This is a genomic window from Bacillus sp. NPDC060175 (assembly GCF_042728695.1).
In the GTDB taxonomy this organism is placed as follows: domain Bacteria; phylum Bacillota; class Bacilli; order Bacillales; family Bacillaceae_G; genus Bacillus_A.
On sequence record NZ_JBHWYR010000042.1, the window covers coordinates 14,498 to 38,551 of the forward strand.

The 24,054-nt window shown below is 33.8% G+C and carries 27 protein-coding genes and 1 pseudogene; 18 read left to right on the forward strand and 10 right to left on the reverse strand.

Annotation, left to right across the window (positions count from 1 at the left end):
• Positions 1-161 precede the first annotated feature (161 nt).
• Entirely contained in the window at positions 162-782 is a 621-nt protein-coding gene (locus ACFWDE_RS19665) for an NAD(P)-dependent oxidoreductase (protein WP_377894130.1), read from the forward strand.
• A 24-nt stretch (positions 783-806) separates the two neighbouring features.
• Here ACFWDE_RS19665 and ACFWDE_RS19670 read toward each other — a convergent pair whose 3' ends face one another.
• The 3 genes from ACFWDE_RS19670 to ACFWDE_RS19680 all read right to left on the reverse strand — a co-directional run bounded on the left by ACFWDE_RS19670 (position 807) and on the right by ACFWDE_RS19680 (position 3,695).
• The gene (locus ACFWDE_RS19670) at positions 807-1,289 is read right to left on the reverse strand and encodes a DUF456 domain-containing protein (protein WP_000217328.1); all 483 of its coding nucleotides are present in this window, start codon (positions 1,287-1,289) and stop codon (positions 807-809) included.
• A gap of 1 nt (position 1,290) precedes the next feature.
• Positions 1,291-2,598: a hemolysin family protein gene (locus ACFWDE_RS19675; RefSeq protein WP_377894132.1), complete on the reverse strand. Its 1,308-nt coding sequence runs from the start codon at positions 2,596-2,598 to the stop codon at positions 1,291-1,293.
• Positions 2,599-2,807: 209 nt separating this feature from the next.
• Entirely contained in the window at positions 2,808-3,695 is an 888-nt protein-coding gene (locus ACFWDE_RS19680) for a hypothetical protein (RefSeq protein WP_377894133.1), read from the reverse strand.
• A gap of 350 nt (positions 3,696-4,045) precedes the next feature.
• Between ACFWDE_RS19680 and ACFWDE_RS19685 the strand changes: the two genes are divergently transcribed.
• The 6 genes from ACFWDE_RS19685 (at position 4,046) to ACFWDE_RS19710 (ending at position 8,834) form a co-directional block, all read left to right on the forward strand.
• Entirely contained in the window at positions 4,046-4,633 is a 588-nt protein-coding gene (locus ACFWDE_RS19685) for a TetR/AcrR family transcriptional regulator (RefSeq protein ID WP_219918087.1), read from the forward strand.
• An 8-nt stretch (positions 4,634-4,641) separates the two neighbouring features.
• Entirely contained in the window at positions 4,642-5,286 is a 645-nt protein-coding gene (locus ACFWDE_RS19690; RefSeq protein ID WP_377894135.1) for an HXXEE domain-containing protein, read from the forward strand.
• 176 nt (positions 5,287-5,462) lie between these two features.
• Positions 5,463-6,110, forward strand: a complete 648-nt coding sequence (gene cbpA / locus ACFWDE_RS19695) for a cyclic di-AMP binding protein CbpA (RefSeq protein WP_016094211.1) — start codon at positions 5,463-5,465, stop codon at positions 6,108-6,110.
• A gap of 442 nt (positions 6,111-6,552) precedes the next feature.
• The gene (gene brnQ4 / locus ACFWDE_RS19700; RefSeq protein WP_087944608.1) at positions 6,553-7,890 is read left to right on the forward strand and encodes a branched-chain amino acid transport system II carrier protein BrnQ4; all 1,338 of its coding nucleotides are present in this window, start codon (positions 6,553-6,555) and stop codon (positions 7,888-7,890) included.
• 67 nt (positions 7,891-7,957) lie between these two features.
• Positions 7,958-8,287 carry a chaperone CsaA gene (csaA, locus tag ACFWDE_RS19705; RefSeq protein WP_377894137.1) on the forward strand — a complete coding sequence of 110 codons (330 nt, stop codon included), beginning with the start codon at positions 7,958-7,960 and terminating at the stop codon, positions 8,285-8,287.
• Entirely contained in the window at positions 8,268-8,834 is a 567-nt protein-coding gene (locus ACFWDE_RS19710) for a DUF1572 domain-containing protein (protein WP_033706697.1), read from the forward strand. The genes csaA and ACFWDE_RS19710 overlap by 20 nt, the downstream gene beginning before the upstream one ends.
• Here ACFWDE_RS19710 and ACFWDE_RS19715 read toward each other — a convergent pair.
• Positions 8,807-9,112, reverse strand: coding sequence for a permease (locus tag ACFWDE_RS19715; protein WP_377894139.1), 306 nt, complete (start codon positions 9,110-9,112; stop codon positions 8,807-8,809). The genes ACFWDE_RS19710 and ACFWDE_RS19715 overlap by 28 nt on opposite strands.
• 4 nt (positions 9,113-9,116) lie before the next feature.
• A complete protein-coding gene (locus ACFWDE_RS19720) occupies positions 9,117-9,422 on the reverse strand; it encodes a hypothetical protein (protein WP_264540647.1) in 306 nt (101 codons plus the stop codon).
• An 89-nt stretch (positions 9,423-9,511) separates the two neighbouring features.
• On the opposite strand from ACFWDE_RS19720, the gene spoIIP (ACFWDE_RS19725) reads away from it, so the two are divergent.
• From spoIIP (ACFWDE_RS19725) to ACFWDE_RS19745, 5 genes are all read left to right on the forward strand, one after another.
• Positions 9,512-10,666 (forward strand): stage II sporulation protein SpoIIP, encoded by a 1,155-nt coding sequence (gene spoIIP, locus ACFWDE_RS19725; RefSeq protein ID WP_377894141.1) that lies wholly within the window; start codon positions 9,512-9,514, stop codon positions 10,664-10,666.
• A gap of 209 nt (positions 10,667-10,875) precedes the next feature.
• Complete coding sequence (locus ACFWDE_RS19730) at positions 10,876-11,373, forward strand: GNAT family N-acetyltransferase (protein ID WP_219918091.1); 498 nt, start codon at positions 10,876-10,878, stop codon at positions 11,371-11,373.
• An 11-nt stretch (positions 11,374-11,384) separates the two neighbouring features.
• Positions 11,385-12,125 carry a M15 family metallopeptidase gene (locus ACFWDE_RS19735; protein WP_002200752.1) on the forward strand — a complete coding sequence of 247 codons (741 nt, stop codon included), beginning with the start codon at positions 11,385-11,387 and terminating at the stop codon, positions 12,123-12,125.
• A 23-nt stretch (positions 12,126-12,148) separates the two neighbouring features.
• Positions 12,149-12,595: an NUDIX hydrolase gene (locus tag ACFWDE_RS19740; protein ID WP_002158140.1), complete on the forward strand. Its 447-nt coding sequence runs from the start codon at positions 12,149-12,151 to the stop codon at positions 12,593-12,595.
• 187 nt (positions 12,596-12,782) lie between these two features.
• Complete coding sequence (locus tag ACFWDE_RS19745; protein ID WP_377894144.1) at positions 12,783-14,258, forward strand: amidase family protein; 1,476 nt, start codon at positions 12,783-12,785, stop codon at positions 14,256-14,258.
• Between the two features lie 223 nt (positions 14,259-14,481).
• Here the strand turns inward: ACFWDE_RS19745 and ACFWDE_RS19750 are convergent, their stop codons facing one another.
• Positions 14,482-15,711 carry an MFS transporter gene (locus tag ACFWDE_RS19750; protein ID WP_377894146.1) on the reverse strand — a complete coding sequence of 410 codons (1,230 nt, stop codon included), beginning with the start codon at positions 15,709-15,711 and terminating at the stop codon, positions 14,482-14,484.
• Between the two features lie 262 nt (positions 15,712-15,973).
• Between ACFWDE_RS19750 and ACFWDE_RS19755 the strand changes: the two genes are divergently transcribed.
• The 5 genes from ACFWDE_RS19755 to ACFWDE_RS19775 all read left to right on the forward strand — a co-directional run bounded on the left by ACFWDE_RS19755 (position 15,974) and on the right by ACFWDE_RS19775 (position 20,065).
• Positions 15,974-16,402, forward strand: a complete 429-nt coding sequence (locus ACFWDE_RS19755) for an NfeD family protein (RefSeq protein ID WP_002158137.1) — start codon at positions 15,974-15,976, stop codon at positions 16,400-16,402.
• A gap of 2 nt (positions 16,403-16,404) precedes the next feature.
• A complete protein-coding gene (locus ACFWDE_RS19760) occupies positions 16,405-17,370 on the forward strand; it encodes an SPFH domain-containing protein (protein WP_377894148.1) in 966 nt (321 codons plus the stop codon).
• 97 nt (positions 17,371-17,467) lie between these two features.
• Positions 17,468-18,601 carry a stage II sporulation protein P gene (gene spoIIP, locus ACFWDE_RS19765; RefSeq protein WP_377894150.1) on the forward strand — a complete coding sequence of 378 codons (1,134 nt, stop codon included), beginning with the start codon at positions 17,468-17,470 and terminating at the stop codon, positions 18,599-18,601.
• Between the two features lie 90 nt (positions 18,602-18,691).
• Positions 18,692-19,282, forward strand: coding sequence for a histidine phosphatase family protein (locus ACFWDE_RS19770; RefSeq protein WP_377894152.1), 591 nt, complete (start codon positions 18,692-18,694; stop codon positions 19,280-19,282).
• A 6-nt stretch (positions 19,283-19,288) separates the two neighbouring features.
• Positions 19,289-20,065, forward strand: coding sequence for a Cof-type HAD-IIB family hydrolase (locus ACFWDE_RS19775; protein ID WP_377894154.1), 777 nt, complete (start codon positions 19,289-19,291; stop codon positions 20,063-20,065).
• Between the two features lie 7 nt (positions 20,066-20,072).
• On the opposite strand, the gene ACFWDE_RS19780 is transcribed toward ACFWDE_RS19775, so the two are convergent.
• A complete protein-coding gene (locus ACFWDE_RS19780; protein ID WP_377894156.1) occupies positions 20,073-20,534 on the reverse strand; it encodes a DinB family protein in 462 nt (153 codons plus the stop codon).
• A gap of 171 nt (positions 20,535-20,705) precedes the next feature.
• Here ACFWDE_RS19780 and alr point away from each other — a divergent pair, with 171 nt between their 5' ends.
• On the forward strand, positions 20,706-21,881 hold the full coding sequence (alr, locus tag ACFWDE_RS19785; protein WP_377894157.1) for an alanine racemase: 1,176 nt from the start codon (positions 20,706-20,708) through the stop codon (positions 21,879-21,881).
• A 31-nt stretch (positions 21,882-21,912) separates the two neighbouring features.
• Here the strand turns inward: alr and ACFWDE_RS19790 are convergent.
• The 3 genes and pseudogenes from ACFWDE_RS19790 to ACFWDE_RS19800 form a co-directional block, all read right to left on the reverse strand.
• Positions 21,913-22,047 (reverse strand): annotated as a pseudogene (locus ACFWDE_RS19790) (class I SAM-dependent methyltransferase); the annotation flags it as partial.
• Entirely contained in the window at positions 22,040-22,906 is an 867-nt protein-coding gene (locus ACFWDE_RS19795; RefSeq protein WP_377894158.1) for a GNAT family N-acetyltransferase, read from the reverse strand. The pseudogene ACFWDE_RS19790 and the gene ACFWDE_RS19795, both read right to left, overlap by 8 nt.
• A 23-nt stretch (positions 22,907-22,929) precedes the next feature.
• On the reverse strand, positions 22,930-23,808 hold the full coding sequence (locus ACFWDE_RS19800; protein ID WP_377894160.1) for a protein kinase family protein: 879 nt from the start codon (positions 23,806-23,808) through the stop codon (positions 22,930-22,932).
• Between the last annotated feature and the right edge of the window lie 246 nt (positions 23,809-24,054).

Here is a 24,054-nt window from a genome sequence, read left to right on the forward strand (position 1 = left end):
TTATCTCCCACCTAACTTCCTCGCATTCGCCGAATTTACTGCCCGTTAATGCGGGATAAATGGATAATAGAGCTTCCTCACATATACGAGGAAGCTTTTTTGTTGTATATTTGTATGTTTTACGGAAAAATAGAGAGAAAGAACTGAAGAGGGGATAGTATATGAAAGTATGTATATTAGGAGCGACAGGTAGAGTAGGATCACACATTATGAAATTGGCACTACAAGATTCATATGAAGTAACGGTATTAGTTCGTGATTTGAGTAGAGTAGAAACAGAGCATGAAAGGTTGCATGTTATTAAGGGAAATGTATTAAACGGAGACGATATAAAGGAAGCGATTAAAGGATGTGATATTGTAATTAGTGCTCTTGGAACTGATCGAAATGGGACGTTAGAGAAGAGTGTACCGATTATTATAAAACAAATGGAAGAAGAGGGCATAAAGAAAATTGTTACAATAGGAACGGCTGGTATTTTACAAGCGCGAATAAACCCAAGTATATATCGTTTCCAATCAAAAGAATCGAAAAGAAAAATGACAACAGCTGCGGAAGATCACTTAGCTGCTTATGAAGCGCTGAATAATAGTAAACTATGTTGGACTGTTGTTTGTCCGACGCATTTAATAGATGGTGATGTAACAGGTGTATATCGAACTGAAAAAGATATGTTGCCAACAGATGGATCGAAAATCACAGTTGGTGATACAGCTCATTTTACATGGAGTTTACGTAATAAAAGCTTATACGAGAAAAGCCGAGTAGGTATTTCATATTAAAAAACCATCCCAAAATAGGGATGGCTAAAAAATGATATAGCATACAAAGATGATAATCATAATGATTTGGAGAATGGCTTTGGCTACTGTACTACTTAAAAAACCGACTACAGTTGCAATTCCGACTAAAAGGGCGTCTTTTGGCGCCTTTTTATGCATTAGTTCCGTAATAAATACAGATAAGAACGGTATGATAATAAGACCAAATGGCGGGAAGAAGAACGATCCGACAATGATAGAAACCATACCAACACGTTCGCCCGATTTTGTACTTCCGTATTTTTTTAGGAAGTATCCATTTGCAATAAAGTCAGCAACGAAAATGAAGAGTGTAAAAATGACTTGAATAATCCAAAAAGATGTCGTCAACTCTCCGCCATTTATTCCAAAATGATAAATGAAATAGCCAGCCCATACGGCAAGGATGCCAGGAATAATGGGGTATATAAAGGCAAGAAATGAAACAATGAAACAAGCAATGATACAAATTGTTAGTAAAACAGTCACTTTATAACTCCTTTGTAGTATCTAATTTATGTACAGCAATTTTTTTAATCTGATGCCCATCAAGTTCTAATGCTTTGAATTGAAAACCAGCATATTCAACCGAATAGCCAGCCTCAATATTTAAATCGATTGCTTGAGAGAGAAGCCAACCACCAATTGTATCTAAATCACTTTCATCGATATGTAGGCCAAACATATCATTTACTTCAGAAATGAGTACTTTCCCATCTAAAACAGTAAGCTTAGGAGTACGCTTTTCAATCATCGGTGATTCGTCTGCGTCAAATTCATCTTGAATTTCTCCGATAATTTCTTCAAGAATATCCTCCATCGTTAAAAGGCCAGCAGTTCCACCGTATTCATCCATAACAATCGCCATTTGTACGCGGTTCTTTTGGAGGTGTATTAACGTTTTACGAATGGGAACTGTTTCAAATACAGTTAAAACTGGGTGTATGTACGATTCAAGTGGTTTATAATTTCCTTTTGTTTGATCGTGAAATATTTCTTTCGTATTTATCATCCCAATTATGTCGTCTTTATCTTTTTCAATAATAGGATAGCGTGTATACTTTTCAGTTGCGACGATATCCATATTTTCTTCTAACGTATTTTCAGTAGATAAGCAAATCATCTCGGTACGAGGAACCATGATTTCTTTCGCAACTCGATCATCAAATTCAAAAATATTATTAACATATTTATACTCGGTTTGATTGATTTCACCGCTTTTATAACTTTCACCTAAAATGAGTCGTAATTCTTCTTCAGAATGAGCAAGCTCATTTTCTTTCGCAGGCTCTAAACCGAGTGATTTTGTAAAAAATATAGCTGCACTATTGAGAAGCCAAATGAACGGATACATAATTTTATCAAATAAAATAAGTGGTTTTGCAAATTTTAATGTGATTACCTCTGCTTTTTGGATTGCGAAAGACTTAGGAACTAACTCGCCTAATACAACATGGAAAAAAGTAATCACACTAAAAGCAATAATAAAGGATAACGTGTTAGCCATTGTTCCAGTAATATTGATTTTTTCAAATAATGGTCGCAGTAAATGTTCCACAGTTGGTTCACCAAGCCAACCAAGTCCTAAAGAGGTGATAGTAATGCCAAGCTGACAAGCGGATAAATAAACGTCTAAGTTAGATAAAACGCTTCTTGCAGCCAATGCTTGCTTATTACCTTCATTTGCAAGCTGGTCAATTCGACTTTTTCGTACTTTTACGACAGCGAATTCTGAAGCAACGAAAAAACCAGAAATAAGGATAAGTATAAAGATGAGAAAAATATTTAATATGTCCAAGTGTGTTCTTTACTCCTAATTTGGAATAAAGATGTCACCTCCTGCAATTATGTTATACTTTTATAATAAATCCAAATGAAAAGATTAGTCAAAGAAAATGGGCAAATATTGGTAGGTTTCTATAGTAGTTTTTTAATTTGCTGTTATTTTGTCCTCTATATAATAGGAATAACCGTCTACTTTTAATTTAAGTAGACGGTTATTCTATGTTATGGTTTCGAAATACTTCTAGTTAAAGTATACGTGTTCTGTTTAGGGTAGTTTGTTGTCCATAAAGCTTGGAGAAACGATAAGATGCTATATGGAATATAAAGTAGTAATAAACCAATTGTGACAACTATAGGTGCATTTTTGCCAAATTGGACGATAAATTGTAATAGTCCATTTGTATGAAAAATACATTCCATAAAAACGAATGAAAGAATAATGGAACTCAAAATAGATTTATGATTGGAAGTAAGCGCAATAAATAACGTATCAACAAGGAAAGATGAATTTTTTATTTCGTATTCATTAGTAGTATTTAAGAACGGTAGCCATTTTTTAATTGCTTGCATAACGATTATCATAGAAGTGCTACATACGATGATAAAAGAGGAGAAGAAAGGAAACTTTATGAATTTCGCGATGTAGAGAAGTGATAATAGGACTAAACATTGTAATATCACAGTGCCAAAAGAATACGGTATCCAGCGAAATAAAGAACTACACTTTTTTAATGAGTTTGGTGCTTTTAAAAATAGATGGCCAATTCCTAGACTTATAAAGAAACCGATTACAAGAGTGAATGTGAAACGAACGATCGATAAAAAATATATTTCCCATATGTAGGGGAACAGTGGTGACGAATGGTTAGAGGTATGTATTATATTTTGTGTATGTATAAGCTGATTTGCTGAGAAAAGGATAGGTTCATGCATCCAATCAATTGTTGGAATTGAAATGGAAGAAGACTGCATTAGATTATGGAAAATGCTTACAAATCCAGTTAAGTAGGAATAATTATGTGTAATGAATAATGCTGGAAGAGGACTTATGACAAAAATAATCAAAACACCGGCTATAAATTTACATATATGTGAGCGCAATAAGGACATTCAATCACCTGCTCTTTGAATATTCAGAAAATTCTTATTCTTATTTTAGCTTTTTTCGGATGAAGTTACAACATATTTTTCTTTACGTATTGGTATATGGATAGTTTTAAATTATTTTTAGAAATTTATTATATGTGTGAGATATAAAGCAGAAGAAGGTGTATAACAGCACTAATACAAAAAGCATGAACATTTTAGCATTTTTACGCTTTTTGTATGGAATGAATGATAAAAAATGTAGGGAAAAGTCGAAAGAATTAAATTGATTTTTAAAATTGGAAGGTGATACCATAAAGTTAAACAGTGTTTAAATCATTGTTTAACTAATAAATTCTAGAGGGGGAGATAAGTTGAGGGGAAATGAAAACATATCAACGAAAGAAAAGATTTTAAATACAACATTGGAGTTAATTAAAAACGAAGGTTTCGAAAGTATAACGATAAGGAAAATTGCGGCATTGTCAGATGTAAATATTGCGCTTGTAAATTACCATTTTGGTTCAAAAGAAAAGTTGATTAGTGAGACGATTAAAGTCTTATTAATTAGCTTTCAAGGCACTTTTTCTATTTTAGATGATATTACAGTGCCAGCGAAAGAAAGATTAAAAATATTTTTATTTGATTATGTACTAGTAATTCGGCAATATCCTGAGTTAGTTAGGAAGATTATTGCAATGGGAACTACGGTATTTACATCTCAATACGAATATGGAGATTTTTTGAAGAGGCTAGGTTTTAGTAAAGTGAAGAATATTTTGAGTGAAATAACAAATGAAACGGATCAGGAAATTTTAATGATGATGACAGTGCAAATATTTGGATCTATTTTTCTTCCAGCATTAATGATGCCAATTCTTGAATCAGGGGCAGATATAAGAGTACTGCCTGTAGAAAAACAGATTGATTTCCTATTTGAACGCTATTTTTATAAAAATTGAGATAGTGGGTGATAGAGATGATTAGTTTTATTAGAAAGCATTGGTGTGATGTAGGGTTAGTTGTGGCTATTGTTGTCGTTGTTTGTTTAGTCGCGAATTTGGGAGAAATAAGTGAAATGAAAGTACTGTTAGCGTTAAGTTTTGTGGCCATTTTAGTGCATCAATTTGAAGAGTATCGTTGGCCAGGTTATTTCGCTGGTCTGTTTAATGTAGTTATATTTAAAAGTGATATACCAGATCGCTATCCATTAAATACGCAATCTGCTATGGTAATAAATATTTTGATTGCATATGTTTTTTATTTACTTCCGGTTTTCTTTCAAAATATAATATGGCTTGGGATGGCACCTATTTTAATGGGATTTTTTCAATTCATATGGCATGGTATTTTTGCGAATATAAAAGCTAAAACAATATACAATCCGGGATTAGGTGCGGTTGTATTACTACATGTTCCGATTGGTTATGCATATATGAGATATGTTCTTTTACACAATCTAGCTACAAATTTGGATTGGATATTAGGGCTGATCTATTTTCTAGTAGCTACCTATTTTTTAATTATAAAAGGAAATATGTTAATGAAAAGTAAGGAGACAAATCATTATTTTTCTAAAAAGCAATTAGGTCCGTACAATGATGCATTAAAGTGATCCAGAATTCAGAAGGGATTTTTGATGCTGAAGAGAGTACAAGTGTATGATTAATGAATAAATTATGACGGAAAAAAGAATAATTTTCAGAAAAATAAAATAATATATTTATTTTTTTCTGAAAATATAATATAGTTATGGCACAGAAAGTATTTTAGCATAAGGAGGCTTTTTTTATGAGGATTAAAGGGAATTATGTGCCAAAGAGGGAAGTTTTGTTTTGCTCAAGTTCAATTACGGTAGGGGAAACGCTGGAGCATTTAAATAAGACGGGGTATCGTTGTGTACCAGTTTTAGATGAAAAAAAAGAGAAGTTTTTAGGGAATGTATACAAAGTAGATATTTTAGAATATAAAGGTTCACTTGAAGATAATGTATTACAATTATTGAACGATAAGAATGGGTACGTGAGAGAAGACTCTTCCTTCTTTAAAGTATTTTTTACAATTAAAAAACTACCGTATTTATCAGTAGTTGATGAAAAAGGGGTCTTCCTTGGTATTTTAACTCATAAAAAAGTTTTTGAACTATTAGAAGATGCATGGGGAGTCCATTCTAGTAAATATTCTGTCATGATTGGAACACAAGATTATAATGGGGCCATTCAAAAATTATCGACAGTGCTAAAGAAATACACTGGTATTCAAAGCTTAATGACTTTTGATAATGATGCTTTATTAGTACGTAGAATAATGTTTACATTGGGAGAAGAGTTTGAAGATAGTGAATTAGAAACATTGCTAAAGGATTTAGAAGATCATGGATTTAGAGTTGTGTATGTTGAAGAGATGAATAATCCACGTGAAGTTGAAACGATAGAGTAACAAGTAAAAGCCATCTTATTTTTTGATGGCTTTCATTTTCTTTCGTATAAAAATATTCAAATATAATAAAATGTAAAAATCTTAAATTTCTAAAAAAATTTGTGTAATAGAATAAATAAAGGAGGTATGTGTGGATAATTTTGATTTTCAAAAAATTCTATTTAAAAATATGTTTTTATTTTTCAACCAAATATGTTACTATATGTGTGATAAAAACAAAGAGGTCTGACAACTAAACTCCACGTTATAACACTCTAATAACTTAAATATTCAAAAAAATCAAATTTATTATTTGGAGTAATTAAAAGGGGAATGGAGAAATTATGGAGAAAGACATTGCTTTGTAAGGGGCATATTTTATGATTATGAACAGAGAGGAGGATGCATAGCATATTGTGAGAATAGAGAAAAACAATGAAAAAGTGCTATGCAAATGAAAGAAATGAAGGGACGATTAAGGCCAGGTGATACGTTAGCAATCGGTTTAATGTTATTTGCATTATTTTTAGGAGCAGGAAATTTAATTTTTCCACCAGTTTTAGGTCAACAAGCAGGAGAAAATGTTTGGATTGCTACAATTGGATTCCTAGTAACAGGAGTCGGATTACCCCTATTAGCTGTCACAGCTGTCGCGTTTGTAGAGGGGGACTTGAAAGCGCTATCTTCTAGAGTTCACCCTATATTTGCGTTTATTTTTCCACTAGTTAGTTATTTAGCAATTGGACCATTCTTTGCGATCCCGCGTACTGGAGCTGTTTCGTTTGAAATGGGAATGAAGCCGTTTTTATCAGAAGCAATGGTTTCAGAATGGTACATGCTGTTCCTTTACACTATAGTTTTCTTCGGAGTAACGTGGTATTTATCATTAAATCCATCTAAATTAGTTGATTGGTTTGGAAAGTTCCTTACACCGTTGTTAGTATTAATAGTTGCTGTTATTGTCGGAAAGGCAATTATTGATCCGATTGGAACACCGGCTGCACCACTCGCTGCTTATAAAGAAAATGCTTTCTTTGGTGGGTTTATTCAAGGGTATTTAACGATGGATGCAATTAGTGCTCTTGTGTTTGGAATTGTTGTTGTACAAGTTATTCGCTCAAAAGGAATAAAAGAGAGCGGACAAATCGCAAAAATAACAGTCGTATCAGGAGTAATTGCTGTAATAGGTTTAACGTTAATATATTTATCACTTGCTTATCTAGGTTCAACAAGTACATCACTTGGTGTTTCAGAGAACGGTGGTCTTATATTAACGAATGTTGTAAATGAGTTGTATGGAACGAGTGGGAAAATTTTATTAGGGCTTGTTATTACACTTGCTTGTTTAACGACTTCGGTTGGATTAGCATCTGCCTGTGCTGGCTTCTTTACGAACTTATTCCCGAAATTTTCACATAAAACGATTGTAACAATAGTATGTGTATTTAGTTTAATTGTATCTAACTTAGGATTGACACAATTAATCGCAGTAACTTTACCAGTGTTAATGATCATTTATCCAGTTGCAATTGTATTAATCGTACTTTCATATTTCCATAAATGGATTGGAAAGCGTAATACAATTTATATTGGTGCAATATTAGGTGCATTGTCGATTAGTTTATTTAATGGTTTAGAAAGTGCGAACATCAAAATTGACGCAATTTCAAATGTACTACAAATGTTACCGTTATATAAAGAAGGAATAGGGTGGTTAATCCCATCATGTATTGGCGGAGTTCTCGGTTTCTTCTTCTATAAATCAAATGAATCAAGTGAATTACAAAAGAAAGGTGCCTAGGCGCCTTTCTTTTTTTTGAAGGAGATTTTTATGCTTTGTCTAAGTAATAATTGGGAGGATTGATAAAATGGCTAATTTTGAAGATTTTTTAACTTTGGATTTGCGTATTGGGACGGTAAGAAAGGCAGAGGAATTTAAAGAAGCAAGAATTCCTGCAATTAAGTTAGAAATCGCTTTTGGAGAGTTAGGGGTTAAGCAATCAAGTGCTCAAATTACGAAAAGATACAATCCAGAAGATTTAATCGGTCAACAAGTCGTTGCTATTGTGAATTTCCCACCAAAGCGTGTGGCAGGATTTAAATCGGAAGTACTTGTGCTTGGCGGAGTTCCTGAAGCTGACGATGTTGTTTTACTTCAGCCTAATATGGATCTACCGAATGGAACGAAAATTAGTTAGTGTGAAGGTAGGTGTTAATTTGGATATCGGACGAGAATATTTACAATGTGCAATTTCGAATTTCAAAACAACACAAAACCAAGGAGAACGAGTACTTTCTCAATTATCTTATGAACAGATAATGTGGTCTTCTCATGAGGAGACAAATAGTATTGCGATTATTATTAAGCATTTGCATGGTAATATGCGTTCAAGATGGACGGATTTTTTAACGTCCGATGGTGAAAAAACAGATCGTAATCGAGATGGTGAATTTGAAGGCGGCTACAATTCAAAACAAGAAGCTCTCGCTGCGTGGCAAGAAGGGTGGGAACATGTTTTTAAAACGATGAATACTATAACGCCGGAACACCTATTGAAGACAGTATACATTCGCGGAGAAGCACACACTGTAATGCAAGCGATCGAAAGGCAAATTTCTCATTATGCTTTACATATTGGTCAAATTATCTACATTGGTAAAATGTTAAAAGAAAATGAATGGGAGTGTTTAAGCATTCCTAGAGGTCAGTCTACTAGTTATTTAGAGAAAAAACGTTCAACGTAATAATAGGAAAAAAAACGATATAAAATAGGAAGCAAAAAAATAAGCCAAACGATAGATGGCTCCGTGAACATTAGAATGCTACCAGTAATAAGACCGTATATATTAAGAAGAAAACCCAAAAGTGTATTTATAGGAATAAAACGTGAGACAAATAATTGCTGATTTTTGAAACAAGTGTTGTGAAATAAATAAAAGCGAAAATGCCATGTAGAGGTAATAAGATCTTTCTTTCTCGCTATTCTTTTTTTACATTTATGACAGATGAATGGTGGCTGCATTTCGTTACACTCCATTTTTGGAATTCATTAGTTTCATAATAATGTGAGACAAAATTAAGTGCAAAATGTATATACCTATATATGCTCCTGCAAGTAGAAAAAGTGGATTTAGTAAAATTCCATGAATGCTTGTCATGAAAACTAAATTTTGTATTAAAACATCATATATATTAATAGAAATAATTGTCCCGAGTACATACAGTGCTAAGTATGCGAAAATATGTAGCACAATACGAATTTTAGGATGTAAACCAAGTAAATAAAAAGTAATTGATAGAGCGATTGGTAATGCTCCTATTAGTAGCTTCAATTCATTTCACCTCATTAACAATATAGCCGAAATTTAAGCGGTCTATTCTCTAGAGCTTGTACATAACTTGAAATAGAGAGGGTGATAGTATGAATCGAGGCTTTTTTTATGTGAAATTAACGAGTGTACGCAAGTTAATTTTATTTGTTATTACTACGGTATTGGCGACTTTTTTTCTTATTAGTATGATGGTTACTTCTATGAAAGAGACGAAGTCAACGTATTTATATAATTGGTTAAATGAGTTATCAATGAATGGTTACATGTACGTTATTGGGAAAGAGAATCATTATTTTACACAGGAGTACCGGAATTTGAATCAAGACTTTTCTATTTCTTCATTCCTTTTTTCGATGGCTACGAATATTCGTTTTGATGATGTACGTAGTTTTGTCGGGAAAGAACTTCCGGGATTTGGGAAATATGATACAGAAATCGTTATAGCAGGTGAAGGAACAAATTACTCCAACTTACCAATAGAATCGAGTGTTCCTCTTGAAGAAGTAGTGAAGGAACGGACTGGAGAAGCTGGACAAGTTCCTAAGCCTGATCCGAATAAAGAGAAGAAACAACCATCTCAAACGACGGGAAAAAGACAAGTTGCATTTATTTATCATACACATAGTTGGGAATCTTATTTGCCGTTACTGAACTTAACGAATGATCCAGATCCGAATAAAGCAACGAGTTCTGTAACGAATATTTCAATAGTTGGAGATCGTTTTCGGGAACAACTGGAAAGTGAAGGTATAGGTGCTACTAACGATAAGACTGATGTCGGCCAAAAGTTAATAAGTAAAGGATTAAACAGTAATAGTTCTTATAAAATGTCCCGAGAAATTGTACAACAAGCTATGACTGGAAATAAAGAACTCCAATACTTTTTTGATTTGCACCGTGATAGTGCACGCAAAAACGTCACGACAAAAACAATTGGAGATAAATCATATGCGAAGCTTGCTTTTGTAATTGGGAAAGGTAACAAAAACTATGAAAAAAACTTACAATTAGCAACGGCTTTACATGAGACAATTAGTAAGAAATATCCGGGAGTAAGCCGAGGTGTTATTCAAAAAGGCTTCCAAACAGGGAATGGTGTTTATAATCAAGACTTATCAGGACAGGCGATTTTAATTGAAGTTGGTGGCGTAGATAATACAGATGAAGAATTGAATCGATCAATTGATGCTCTTGCTAAAGCATTTGGAGAATATTTTTGGCAAGCTGAAAAAGTGAATGGATAAACGTAAGTGAGAAGCTTATGTTTATTTTTTTTGAGCATAAGTTATGGTCAATAAGACATGTCACAGTATAGACATAATTTCCTATCATTATAGCAATATCGAAATTTGTCTATTTATAGTAAGGAATTTAAAAAGGAATTTTCGGAATAGTGGAGAAAATCTTTTTACAAGGAAAATTTTTAACTAACAAAATGGATAGGGTGATCAAGGTGATTCGGGAGATTAGAGCAGAAGATGCAGCACTATTTTTACAATTAAGTAAGCAATTAGACGAAGAAACGAAATTTATGTTATACGAACCAGGAGAAAGAAAAACTACAGTAGAGCAACAAGAAAAGATGGTCCATCGTTTTATAGAAAATGAATATGCGACAATATTTGTAGCAGTTGAAGAAGAGAGAATAGTAGGGTTTATTTTAGTTAATGGAAATAATATTCAAAGAAAGAGACATGTGGCAGGCATTGTAATTGGTATTTTGCAAGAGTATAGTGGCCGAGGTATTGGAACGAGTTTGTTTAAAGAAGTAGAGAAGTGGGCAAGATTACATGATGTATGGCGTTTAGAATTAACGGTAATGGCCCACAATACAAGAGCTCAGGCACTATATAGCAAAATTGGATTTGCACAAGAAGGTGTCAAAAAATCTGCTCTTATCATCGATGGAAAAGGTATCGATGAGTATGAAATGGCCAAATTATTAAAATAAGAGGTCGTTATATGAAAAAAAGATGGGCACTACTTGGTACCGTAGCAATGATACTGATCATTGGAGTAGCAGGAATAAATTATAAGATGTACAAGGAGCAAGAGGCGCGGGAAGTAAATGTAAACAATATATTTCCGAAAGCTAAAGAAACGATTGCTAATATGGATGGGGATATCGCAGTCATTAGTAATCCAAATTCGATGCTTGTACTCGTGAATAAAAATAGGCGTTTACCAGATGGGTATAGACCGCCAGATTTAGTTGTTCCGAAAGTACGTTATTCTAGTGAAGGTGATCAGGAGAAGAAAAAGATGAGGAAAGAGGCAGCGGTGGCACTTGAGGAAATGATTCAGCAAGCCGATAATGAGCGGATTTTCCTTTTTGCAGTCTCTGGATTTAGATCTTTTGATCGACAAAAAGCATTAAATACAATGTATAAAAAACAAGATGGAGAAGCAAAGACAGCGATGTCTAGTGCAGTCCCTGGTACGAGTGAACATCAAACAGGACTAGCTATGGATATTACATCTCAATCTGCTAAATTTCAGTTAGAAACTGTTTTTGGGGAGACGAAAGAAGGAAAGTGGCTTTCTGAAAATGCCCATAAGTTTGGTTTTGTTATTCGATATACGAAAGAGAAAGAAGGGATTACCGGCTATCGTTATGAACCGTGGCATGTACGGTATGTTGGGAATCCGCAAGCTACATATTTATATGAAAACCAACTGACGCTTGAAGAAGTAACGCAGTAATGAATTGAGGGGAGAGGGCTAAGATGACGATGTTATATAAGAAAAAGGTACATGCATATATTACGAGAGAAAAAGAAGGGGTTATGCAACTACTCGTTTTTAAACATCGTGATATACGAGAGGCTGGTATCCAAGTGCCAGGTGGGACAGTATATGAAGGGGAAACGTTAGAGGCAGCAATTTTACGCGAAGTACAAGAAGAGTCAGGACTACGCCATTTTTGTATCGAACGCTTCCTTTCTGATTACATTATTTATATGAAAGAAAAAAAGGAATATCAAAAACGTCATTTTTTCCACATTTCATTATTAACAGATGTGAAAGATACGTGGGAACATATAGTAAGTGCCGGTGAGGAAGACAAAGGTTTAGTATTTTGTTATGAGTGGATTGATATTAACAAATGTCCTGAATTAGCGGGTAAACAAGGCGAGTTTTTACATTTGTTAGAAGAGGTATATGTAAAATAATAAAAAGAGTCTGAGGCGATATTGAATTCGTTTCAGACTCTTTTTATTTCTCTGGAAATTAAAGGTTTTTAAACTGGTAAGTTGAAGTCTTTTAAAGGGATTGTAGTTGTTTATGCGAGGAGCGGAGAAAATGAAAAAGTAATAGATATACGTCATATATAAAAGGGCTTATAAAAGGAGAATGAAAATGGAAATTCAGTTCAATACATTATTGCAAAAAGAATTAACAATTCATGATATACAAACTGCAATGGAAGAAGGAAAATTAACGTCGAAAGAATTAGTCATGTATTATCTTTATAGGATCGCAAAGTATGACCAAGATGGTCCGAAAATCAATTCTATTTTAGAAATAAATCCAGATGCTATCTTTATTGCAGAAGCGTTAGATCATGAAAGAAAGACAAAAGGTGTGAGAGGTCCATTACATGGTATACCAGTTTTGCTGAAGGACAATATTGAAACGAATGATTCTATGCATACAAGTGCAGGGACAATTGCCCTAGAACAAAATATAAGTAGTGAAGATGCATTTCTCGTTACAAAACTGCGTGAAGCAGGTGCAATTATAATAGGGAAAGCAAATATGACAGAGTTGGCAAACGGAATGTCTTTTGAAATGTGGGCTGGATATAGCGCTAGGGGCGGTCAAACAATTAATCCATATGGAACGGGCAAGGATGATATGTTCGTTGGTGGCTCAAGTACAGGGTCTGCCGTTGCAGTTGCTGCTAACTTTACAGTATTATCCGTGGGTACAGAAACAGATGCTTCTATTTTAAGCCCAGCTGTTCAAAGCTCTGTTGTAGGTATTAAACCGACTGTTGGTTTAATTAGCCGTAGAGGAATTATTCCGTTCACATATTCGCAAGATACAGCCGGACCATTTGCTAGAACTGTAACAGATGCTGCTATTTTGCTAGGGAGTTTAACTGGGGTAGATGAGAAAGATGTAGCTACTCATAAAAGTGAAGGTATGGCAGAGCCGAATTATACAAAATATCTCGATGTTAATGGCTTGAATGGAGCGAAGATTGGTTTATTTAGCAATGCACCAGAAGAATATTATGAATCTGGAGAATACGATGAAAAATTGTTTAAGGAAACGATTCAAGTTTTACGTAGTAAGGGAGCGACGATAGTAGAAGATATTGATATTCCATCTTTTCATAGAGAATGGAGCTGGGGAGTTCCGCTTTATGAACTGAAGCATAGCTTAGATAACTATCTTTCTAAATTACCTTCTACCACTCCAGTACATTCTATGTTGGAATTAATAGAGTTTAATGAAAATATAGCAGAAAGAGCTTTGAAATATGGACAAACTAAGTTAGAGAGAAGAACAGATTTTCCTAACACGTTAAGAAATCCTGAATATTTAAACGCAAGATTAGAAGATATATATTTTTCTCAGGGACAAGGTATTGATTTTGCTTTGGAAAAATATAAACTTGATGCGATTCTGTTCCCATCCTATATAGGATCCACTATATGTGCAAAAGCAGGTTATCCATCTATAGCAATACCAGCAGGATATATGAAAAACGGGAGGCCTTTTGGTATTACACTTGCCAGTACTGCTTTTAGTGAAGGGACATTAATTAAACTAGCATACGCTTTTGAACAAGCGACAAAGCATAGAAAGGTTCCAAATTTATCATAAATGGAAAAAAGAGAAGGCTGCTCGAAATGGATTTTTAGAGACAGCCTTCTCTTTTTAATAGCTAATATTGTTGTGAATTTTTGTAAAAAAAACGATGTTATTTGTCGAATCGTTGATATATTGTAAGTTGTGATAGATATATTTTAAAAATCTTTCATATAATTTCATTTACTATGGTGCTATGTAGTTGGAAGTTCTACTTTGGGAATACCCATCTATTAAGTTAAACGGAAATATCCTTCTTTTGTTTTTGCTGATACTTTAATAAGCTAAAAGATAAACAAGCAGAACATAAAATAAGAAAAGAAGCAATGATATAAATAGTACGAACACCGAACGTATCTGTAATAATTCCAACGCTAAGCATAGAAAGACCAGAAGCTGTCGAGAGAAGCGTACCATGAGCTGTATACATCTTGGATAATAAAGAAGGCGCGACGCTGGATTGTAAAACCGTCATTTGAGAAATATCTCTAATTTGATAACATGGACCCATTAGAACACATAGGAATAGTGCAATTAACCCGCTACTCGTCATACCATATAAAAATGTAAGAATGCTAAACATAAGAGATCCTATCGCCATAGAGCGTATTAAATTATTTTGAATATATGTACTCATTCTCCATGCCAATATTCCGCCAATTAATGTTCCGACATAATAACTTGTATTAATATATCCCCACCATTCTTCGCCTTTATGTAAAGCAGTAGTTACATATGCCATCGTAATAGCACCGATCCATATCGTTCCCGCGAAAGTTTCAATTAAGTCCATAAGTGTAACGATGCGCAGAGACGGGTGTTGAAATAACAGTTTCCACCCTTCTAATAATGCAGTAGTTTTTGAAGAAGTGGGTTCTGCTACTCGTTCAGCTTGTATAGATTGTAATGAAAGGTGTAATGTAATACATCCGAAAATCATCAATATGTTATTAATCATGAGTGTCGAAGTAACGCCAATGAGAAGAACAATTATACTTGTAAATGAGTAAGCAGCGGCTTGTATAATTTGTGTTGAAAAGGAAAAGACACTATTTACTTTTACTAATTTTTCTTGTGGTGTTAAGCGCGGGATAACGGCGTATAGTAGAGGAGCGCTCCATCCACTACATAATGAAATGAAAATAACAAAAGTTAAAAGAGCAGAAATGTTTGTTGATAGAATAGGAAATAATATCATTAACAATATTAAAAGAGCTGTTTTAATCCATTGCAGAGTATATAGCAATGAATAAGATGGAAAACGATTCATTATAAGTGGTGCAGAGGTGTTAGCGATAAGATTTGTGATGACTTGTAATAATGGGAAAAGCACAGTTATAGTAGCTGATTTAGTTGTGATATAGATGTGAGTGGTAATAATCATTATATACACAATGTCAGCGAGGGTAATACATATTTTGGAGCCTAAATAGTAAACTAGTAAACGATTCCGCAATAAAAATACCACCTTTCAAATCAATACTGCTTTTTAATTATAATTATTATAATCTGTAAGTTATATTTTTGAAAGAATTAAATTTTTTGTCATTTTTTGAAAGGGATTTTCATGTATAATGAAGAATATATTGATATAGTATTTTATTAATGCTTGTTGTAACAGCGAATATATATAATAGCTTGTAGCAAACGCCCTTCTATGAGAAAGGGCGGATAAACCATTCTTTTCTTCATATACATATAGAAAATGAGAAAGAAAGTGAGGGTTGCATATGGCTGGATGGGTGATTTGGTTTATAATAGCGGGTATTTTATTTATTGCAGAAATGTTGTCGATTACTTTTTACATGCTTTGGCTTGGAATTGGAGCTGTTGTCGGAGGTCTTATTGCTTTGTTTGCTCCTGATGCACTATTCTTACAAGTTGTTGTTGGGGCGATTGTAAGTTTAACATTGACCTTCTTTACGAAAAGAATTTCAAAAAACTTTCGAGAAGCAAAAGGTTTTACTGATACAGTAGATAAACTGGTTGGTAAAAATGGAATTGTTATGCAAGCGATTACAAGTGAAGTGAACGGTATTGTGAAAGTGGATGGAGATACTTGGACAGCTATTTCGGATACTCCTATTGATGCTGGAGAAAAAGTCGTTGTTATAAAGAGGCATAGTACTATTTTACAAGTGAAAAAGGAGAGTGAATAAATATGGTAGTAGCATTAACGTTAACGATTATTTTCGCATTGATTGTCGTTGTATTTGTTGCATTGACGATTAAAATTATTTCTCAGCAAAAAGTTGGGGTTGTTGAAAGGTTTGGTAAATTTCAACGGATTATGCACCCAGGATTAAATATTTTAATCCCAATTGTAGATCGTGTTCGTGTATATCATGATTTACGTATTCAACAAACGAATGTACCACCACAAAAGGTAATTACGAAAGATAATGTACAAGTAGAAATTGATACAATTATTTTTTATCAAATTGTTGAACCAGAGCTTGCGACATATGGTATTTCAAACTATGAATATGGTGTTCGTAATATTACATCTGCAACAATGCGTCAAATTATTGGTAAAATGGAGCTTGATGAAACATTATCAGGCCGTGAAAAAATTTCAACAGAAATTCGTTTAGCACTTGATGAAGCGACAGAAAAATGGGGCGTTCGTATTGAGCGTGTCGAAATAGTCGATATTAACCCACCAAAAGATGTGCAAGTATCAATGGAAAAACAAATGAAAGCAGAACGTAATAAACGTGCGATCATTTTAGAAGCTGAAGCAGCAAAACAAGACAAAGTCCTTCGTGCTGAAGGAGAAAAACAAAGTAAAATTTTAATGGCTGAAGGGGATAAAGAAGCCCGTATCCGCGAGGCTGAAGGTATACGAGAAGCGAAAGAATTAGAAGCGCAAGGGGAAGCAAGAGCGATTGAGGAAATTGCAAAAGCAGAACAAAATCGAATTGAATTACTTCGCGCAGCAGATTTAGATGAGCGCGTACTTGCTTATAAATCATTTGAATCATTGATTGAGGTTGCAAAAGGACCAGCCAATAAAGTCTTTATTCCGTCTAATGCAATTGAAACACTTGGTACTCTTGGTGCGATTGGGGAAATTTTTAAAGAGAAACAAGTGAAGAAATTACCTTCGTCAGATACAGAAAAATAACTATACGAGCGAGGAAGAGAAATGGGATGCCATTTCTCTTTTTTGTGCGTATATTACGAAAGGCTTGTACATATCCATGTATAAAGAAGGTGATACAGTGAAAAAGTATGCAACTCATATACATGGGAAAAAACTAGTTTCGTTACTCTTTTTATATGCACTAATAGTAATTATTATTGCGTCGATTTTGACGTCACTTTTACATACAATGAAATCGAATTATGCGAATCAATGGTTTGGAAAAGTATCTATGCAAGGTTTTGTTCAAATGATAGAAAGTGAGAATCGCTATTATGGATTTGATTATTTTAAGCAAAATAAACGAGAATCAGTTGGGAATTTAATGTTCTCTATTGCGACAGATTTGAAAATAAAAGATTTAAGAACATTTGTCGGGAAAGAAGTACCTGGTATGTCAAAGTATTACTCGAATATTATCGTAGCTGGGGAAGGGACAAACTTTACGAATATCCCAAATGAATCTAGTGTACCGATTGAAGAAGTAACGAAAGAGCGAGAAGTAGCAAAAGATAAAGTTACAGAAGCGGAAAAGAATAATCCAATCCAGAAAAAGAACGGAACGAAAAAAGGAGAAAGCGCAGTATACATTTATCATACACATAGCTGGGAATCCTTCTTTCCGTTATTACCAGGGGCTACCGATCCATCAAGTCCAGATGTAAATGTATCCTTACTAGGAGAACGTATGAAAGAGCAACTTGAAGGACAAGGAATTCCGGTAATTCATGATAAAACGAATATGGGGGATTTATTAGCGAGTAAAAAATGGAAATGGTATCAGTCGTATACAGCATCTCATGGATATGTAAAAGAAGCATTAGCACAAAATAATAAAATTGCGTTTCCGATTGATATACATCGTGATGACCAGCGCAAGAAAGTAACAACAAAAGTAATTAACGGGAAATCATATGCAAGAGTATATTTTATTATTGGGATGGAAAACGAAGGGCGTGCTGAAAATGAAAAAATCGCAAGGGCGATCAATAGTTATTTAGATGAAAACTATTACGGGTTAAGTAGAGGGATTTTTCCGAAGTATAAAAAAGACGGAAATGGTGTATATAATCAAGACTTATCTAAAAACGCAATATTAATTGAAGTTGGTGGTGTGGATAATACGTTAGATGAACTATATAATACCATTGATGTGTTAACGGAAGCGTTTAGTAAGTATTATTGGAATGATGCAGAGAAAGTGAATGGGTGAGGAACGGGAAACCGTTCCTTTTTTATTTTTGAAATCCTAAAACGTTATATAATAGAATTTTGTGAATATTAAACAAGGAGTGGGATAAACATGCAAATACTACTAATACGACACGGAGAATCAGAAGCTGATATTTTACATGTACATGAAGGACGAGCGGACTTTGAATTAACAGAAAAGGGAAGACAGCAAGTTCAAAGACTTGTACAGGAAGTGAAAAAGGATTTCCCGCCAGATTTCATTTGGGCAAGTACATTAAAACGTGCTCGCGAAACTGGTGAAACGTTAGCTGAAGCAATTGGTTGTCCAATTCAACTAGAAGAAGAATTAATGGAGTTCAATAATGGAGTGCAAGCAGGCTTATCATTTGAAGAAGCGAAAAAACATCCAGAGCCAAAGTTTCTTCACGATCGTTTTGAAAATGGAGAATCATTTATTGAATTTAGAATGAGAATAGAAGGAATCTTTTCTAAAATCGTGACAGAGAATACATATGATCGAATTGCAATTGTTGCACACGGTGGTGTAATAAATAGTATTTTACGAGCGTTTTTCCAAATGCCAATTAGCATGGACTATTATTTTAAAATGGGAGATACAGGAATTAGTTTGATTGAACTTACAGATAAACAGAAAACTGTACATTTTATAAATGAAACAAATCATTTGGATGGAATGTAAGTAGCTATGTACAAAGTTGTATTTTTCGATGTGGACGGTACGTTGTTAAGCGAGATTGATAGAAGTATGCATGAAAGCACAAAAGAAGCGATACAAGGGTTAATAGATAAAGGAATTCACGTAGTTGTTACAACAGGGAGACCATATAGTTTATGCTCACAATTTAAAGAGCTGGGTATAAATACGTTTATTTCTGCAAATGGTGCACATATAAAATGTGCTGATGAAGTTATACATAAATCGGTACTTTCAAGTGAAATTATTCATGATATTTCAAGTTTTGCTGAATTACATGGTCATAGTGTTTCTTATTTTACAGAAGAATTTGTAATGAATGGTATGGCCTCAAAAGACGAACGTGTAATACGAGCATTAAATGAAACGTTAAATTTAGAGCGTTATCCTGACAAAGTTAGAAACTTATCAGAAGAGATTTATTGTGTATGTCTGTATGCTGATGAAACAGAAGCTCAAAAATTCTTTGAAAGATATCCAGCACTTACGTTTGAACGTTTTCATGGTTACGTTATGAATGTGTTGGAAGATAATAAAGTATCAAAATTAACGGCTATTCAAAAGGTATTGGAGCATTTAAACATTTGTAAATCAGAAGCAATTGCTTTTGGCGACGGTGGAAATGATATTGAGATGTTGCAGTATGTAGGATTAGGGATTGCGATGGAGAATGGTAAAGAAGAGCTAAAGAAAAAGGCGGATTACGTTACAAAGAAATCAAGTGAAGGTGGCATATTATTTGCCTTAGAGAAGTTTAATGTCGTCTAACATACCTTTATTGAAATAAAGGTATGTTAGGATCTTTAACGTGCTCACATAATAAAGTATGAATTTGCCCACGATGATGATAGACGTGGGCAATAATTTCAAGCAACCATTCAAATCGAGAGTAAGAAACACCCCAATAGGCAGTCATAATTTCCGCTAATTCTTCATTGGAATAGGATAAAAAAGTTTTAGAAAGTAAATCGTACCCTTGTATCATCGTTTGTTGCATTTGAGTAATTGTTTCTGGTGTTTGTTCTATATAAAAGGTATGTAATTCTTTTTCCGTAATACCATTTAATATGAGTAAATCAGCATGGCAAATAAGGGAAAGATGTGTACACATTTCAAATAATGACCGCTTTGATTCAATCGGTTTTATTTTTAAATCATTTTCAGTATATTGGTTCAGTATTTGAATGGAAGTATCGATAGCAATTTTAACTTGATTCAGTGCAGATGGAACAAACATTGTAATTATTCTCGCCTCCGTATATAATAATTTCTTAAGGGTATTATATCATACTCAAAATTCCGAAAATTCTAGTAGTTTGACTAGCATAATGAAAAGTATTATATTGTAAAAGGTCATATGAAACGTGAAATAGAATGGAATGCAATTATTGAGTTAGGAGTTAGACCAATGAGTTTGAAATATGGAAGAGATACGATTGTTGAAGTTGACTTAAATGCTGTAAAACATAATGTAAAAGAATTTAAAAAACATGTAAACGATGAAAATATTGCGATGATGGCTGCTGTAAAAGCGAATGGATATGGCCACGGAGCAGTTGAAGTTGCGAAATCTGCAATTGAAGCAGGAATAAACCAGCTTGCAGTTGCATTTGTAGACGAAGCAATTGAATTAAGAGAAGCTGGAATCACTGTACCGATTTTAATTTTAGGTTATACACCAGTAGCAGCTGTAGAAGATGTAATTCAATATGACGTTATGATGACTGTTTATAGAGTAGAAGATTTACATGGTATAGATGAAGTTGCAAATCATCTTCAAAAGAAAGTGCGAATTCATGTGAAAATTGATACAGGAATGAGCCGTATTGGTCTACAGGAAGAAGAAGTTAAACCGTTTTTTGAAGAGTTAAAATGTATGCGATATGTAGAAGTAGTAGGGATGTTTACACATTACTCTACCGCTGATGAAATAGATAAAACTTATACAAATATGCAAACAAGTTTGTTTGAGAAAGCTGTAAATACAGCGGAAGAATTAGGAATTCATTTTCCATATATTCATAGTTCAAACAGTGCAGGATCAATGGAACTTAGTAACACATTTCAAAATATGGTTCGTGTCGGTATTGGAATTTACGGTATGTATCCTTCAAGAGAAGTGGATCATACAGTTGCTTCCTTACAGCCAGCGTTGTCTTTAAAATCAAAAGTAGCTCATGTTAAACATGTGAAGAAAAATCGTGGTGTTAGCTATGGAAATACGTATGTAACAACGGGTGAAGAATGGATTGCAACTGTACCAATTGGTTATGCTGATGGTTATAATCGGCAGTTATCTAATAAAGGGCAGGCCTTAATTAATGGAGTTAGAGTACCTGTTATTGGTCGTGTTTGTATGGATCAGCTTATGCTAGATGTTACAAATGCAATGCCAGTACAAGTAGGAGACGAAGTTGTATTCTACGGCAAACAAGGTGAAGAAGAGATTGCAGTAGAAGAAATAGCTGATATGTTAGGTACAATTAACTATGAAGTTACATGTATGTTAGACAGAAGAATTCCACGTGTTTATAAAGAAAATGATGAAACGACTGCGGTTGTAAATATATTAAGAAAAAAATAAGAAAAAACTGAATCGATATGATTCAGTTTTTTTATTTTTGACAAATGAAAAATGTTCTATTTATACCGTGTAGTTGTATATTGTTACATCCTACAGATTTTAAAGAGGTAATAATTTCGTCTCTAAAATAACATGCTTCCTCGATAGAAAAATCACTCCTATTCCAACAATCCATAATAATCGTACTTTGTCATAATTTCAAAACCACATTGTGTATATAGTTTTAAAGCATTGTTATTTTTCGTTTCGACGTCTAATTCAATTGTTGAAACTCCTTCTGTAATAAGGGTATGTACCATATAACTAAGAATATCTTTACCATATCCTTTACCTTGATAAGAAGGATGAACTGCGAATCCTGATAGTGTAGTAGATTGCTCTTGCTCAGTAACGGTAATCGTTCCAATTGCTTTTTCATTAATAAGAGCAATGTAAACTTGATGAGAAGGTGACTTCATCATTTTTTGTAACCATGTGTATGTATTTGCTGCCGAATCTCCAAAAGCTTCACTAGCGATTTCTATAAGATCAGGAAGTAATTCAGAAGATGCAATGGTAAGGTTAATATTATTTTTCATTGTTTTTTGTGCTTCGTTTGTTTTGAACTCCATACCGTACTCACTATATAAATAAGGCAAGTTCATTTGTTTTGCAAATGATTTCCCTGAAATAGAGTCACCATTAATTATAAGAAGGGCTTCATCCGCTTCTCTTTTTTGTATTTCTTTGATGGCAGTTTGTAAGAGAGTAGTGCCTATATGTTGTTTCCTATAGTTCGGATGAACAAACCCTATTAACTCCAGTTTTGTCGGTCTTTCAAAGTCATACATACTTAAAGCACCGATTAATTGAGTATCATCATAAAATAGAAAATCATTTATCTCTTCTTTATTACGAGCAGTTAAAAAGTTTACATGTAAATCTGACGAGTAATCAATTTGATCATGTTGTCCGCAAATATGAGCTAAGTCTTTCATTTGCTGAATTTCGGTTGCTGTTAAAGATTTCTTTTTTTCAATATTCATTTCATAATCCCTCGCAATCGTTTCTAAAAATAGGTTGGATGACGTAACCACTTTTCTAACTTCACACTACCTTGAACAGATAATAATCGATATAAATATCGATAGGGTTGTCTACATTCTTCAAGACGAGGAATAGGCATAATGGTCTCATAACCTTGTTTAAAAGCACGAGCCTCTTTGTCTGTAAGTACATATTCTAATCCAATAAAATCAAACTCTCGTGGGGCAATTGCATAAGCCTCTGTATCTACTAAACCAGTAATAGATTCTCCATCTGATAAAAACTGAGTAGGATCCATATCAATTAAAACAAGTGTAGATTCCTTCGGTGACGGCAAGGAAGAGAGCTGTGACTCAAAAGTATGAAATGCGTTATGTATACTCATATTATCGGAATAAAACATATTTACAAGGTTCTTGCTTACTTTTAAAATGTGAGATTTAAATTCTTCTAGTGGAACTTGGAAAGCACCAGAAGGGTTTCCTATGATATGAGCTTTAAATGAATGAATCTCTGCTAGTCCTTTTCCAAGGCTGAATAAAATAGAATCAGGTTGACCGATAAATGATTGCAGTGTACTTCCGGTTAGTTTTTCGACGATAACATACTCTCGTCCATTTAAAACATGTTTTTGCAAAATAGTCGGGATGGGTAAGGTAGTATGCTTTTTCAATAATGTGTGAACCGTTTCTAAATGATGTACATTTCTTGGATCAATTCCAAATAGGTTTTGGCATCCCAACCAAAAATCATTGTTTGGCTCTTCAGTCATTTTTGAAGAGCGAACGATAACTTCTTCAGCCGCTGTTTTTACGAGAAACACGTCGCTTGCATGGTCTTCATAGCCTGGATGTAGTGCTTGGGCGGATAGGATTGGAGAAGTGAATAGTTGTTGTAGCATAAAACCCCTCCTTTTTCTGTGAATTCTATAAATTAATTATATAACAGATTATGTACTACGTGGATAATGATAGGGGATAATACAGAACATAAATAAATTTATAGTGAGAAATTAGAATGGAAATTATATTTTTCTAGTTTTGTATGAATTATCAAAATAATTATTCGGGTGATTAACGTGTAAAAATGCTTGAATGTAAAGTACGTATTTAATAGGATATGGCGAGCAAAAGGGGAAATAAGTATT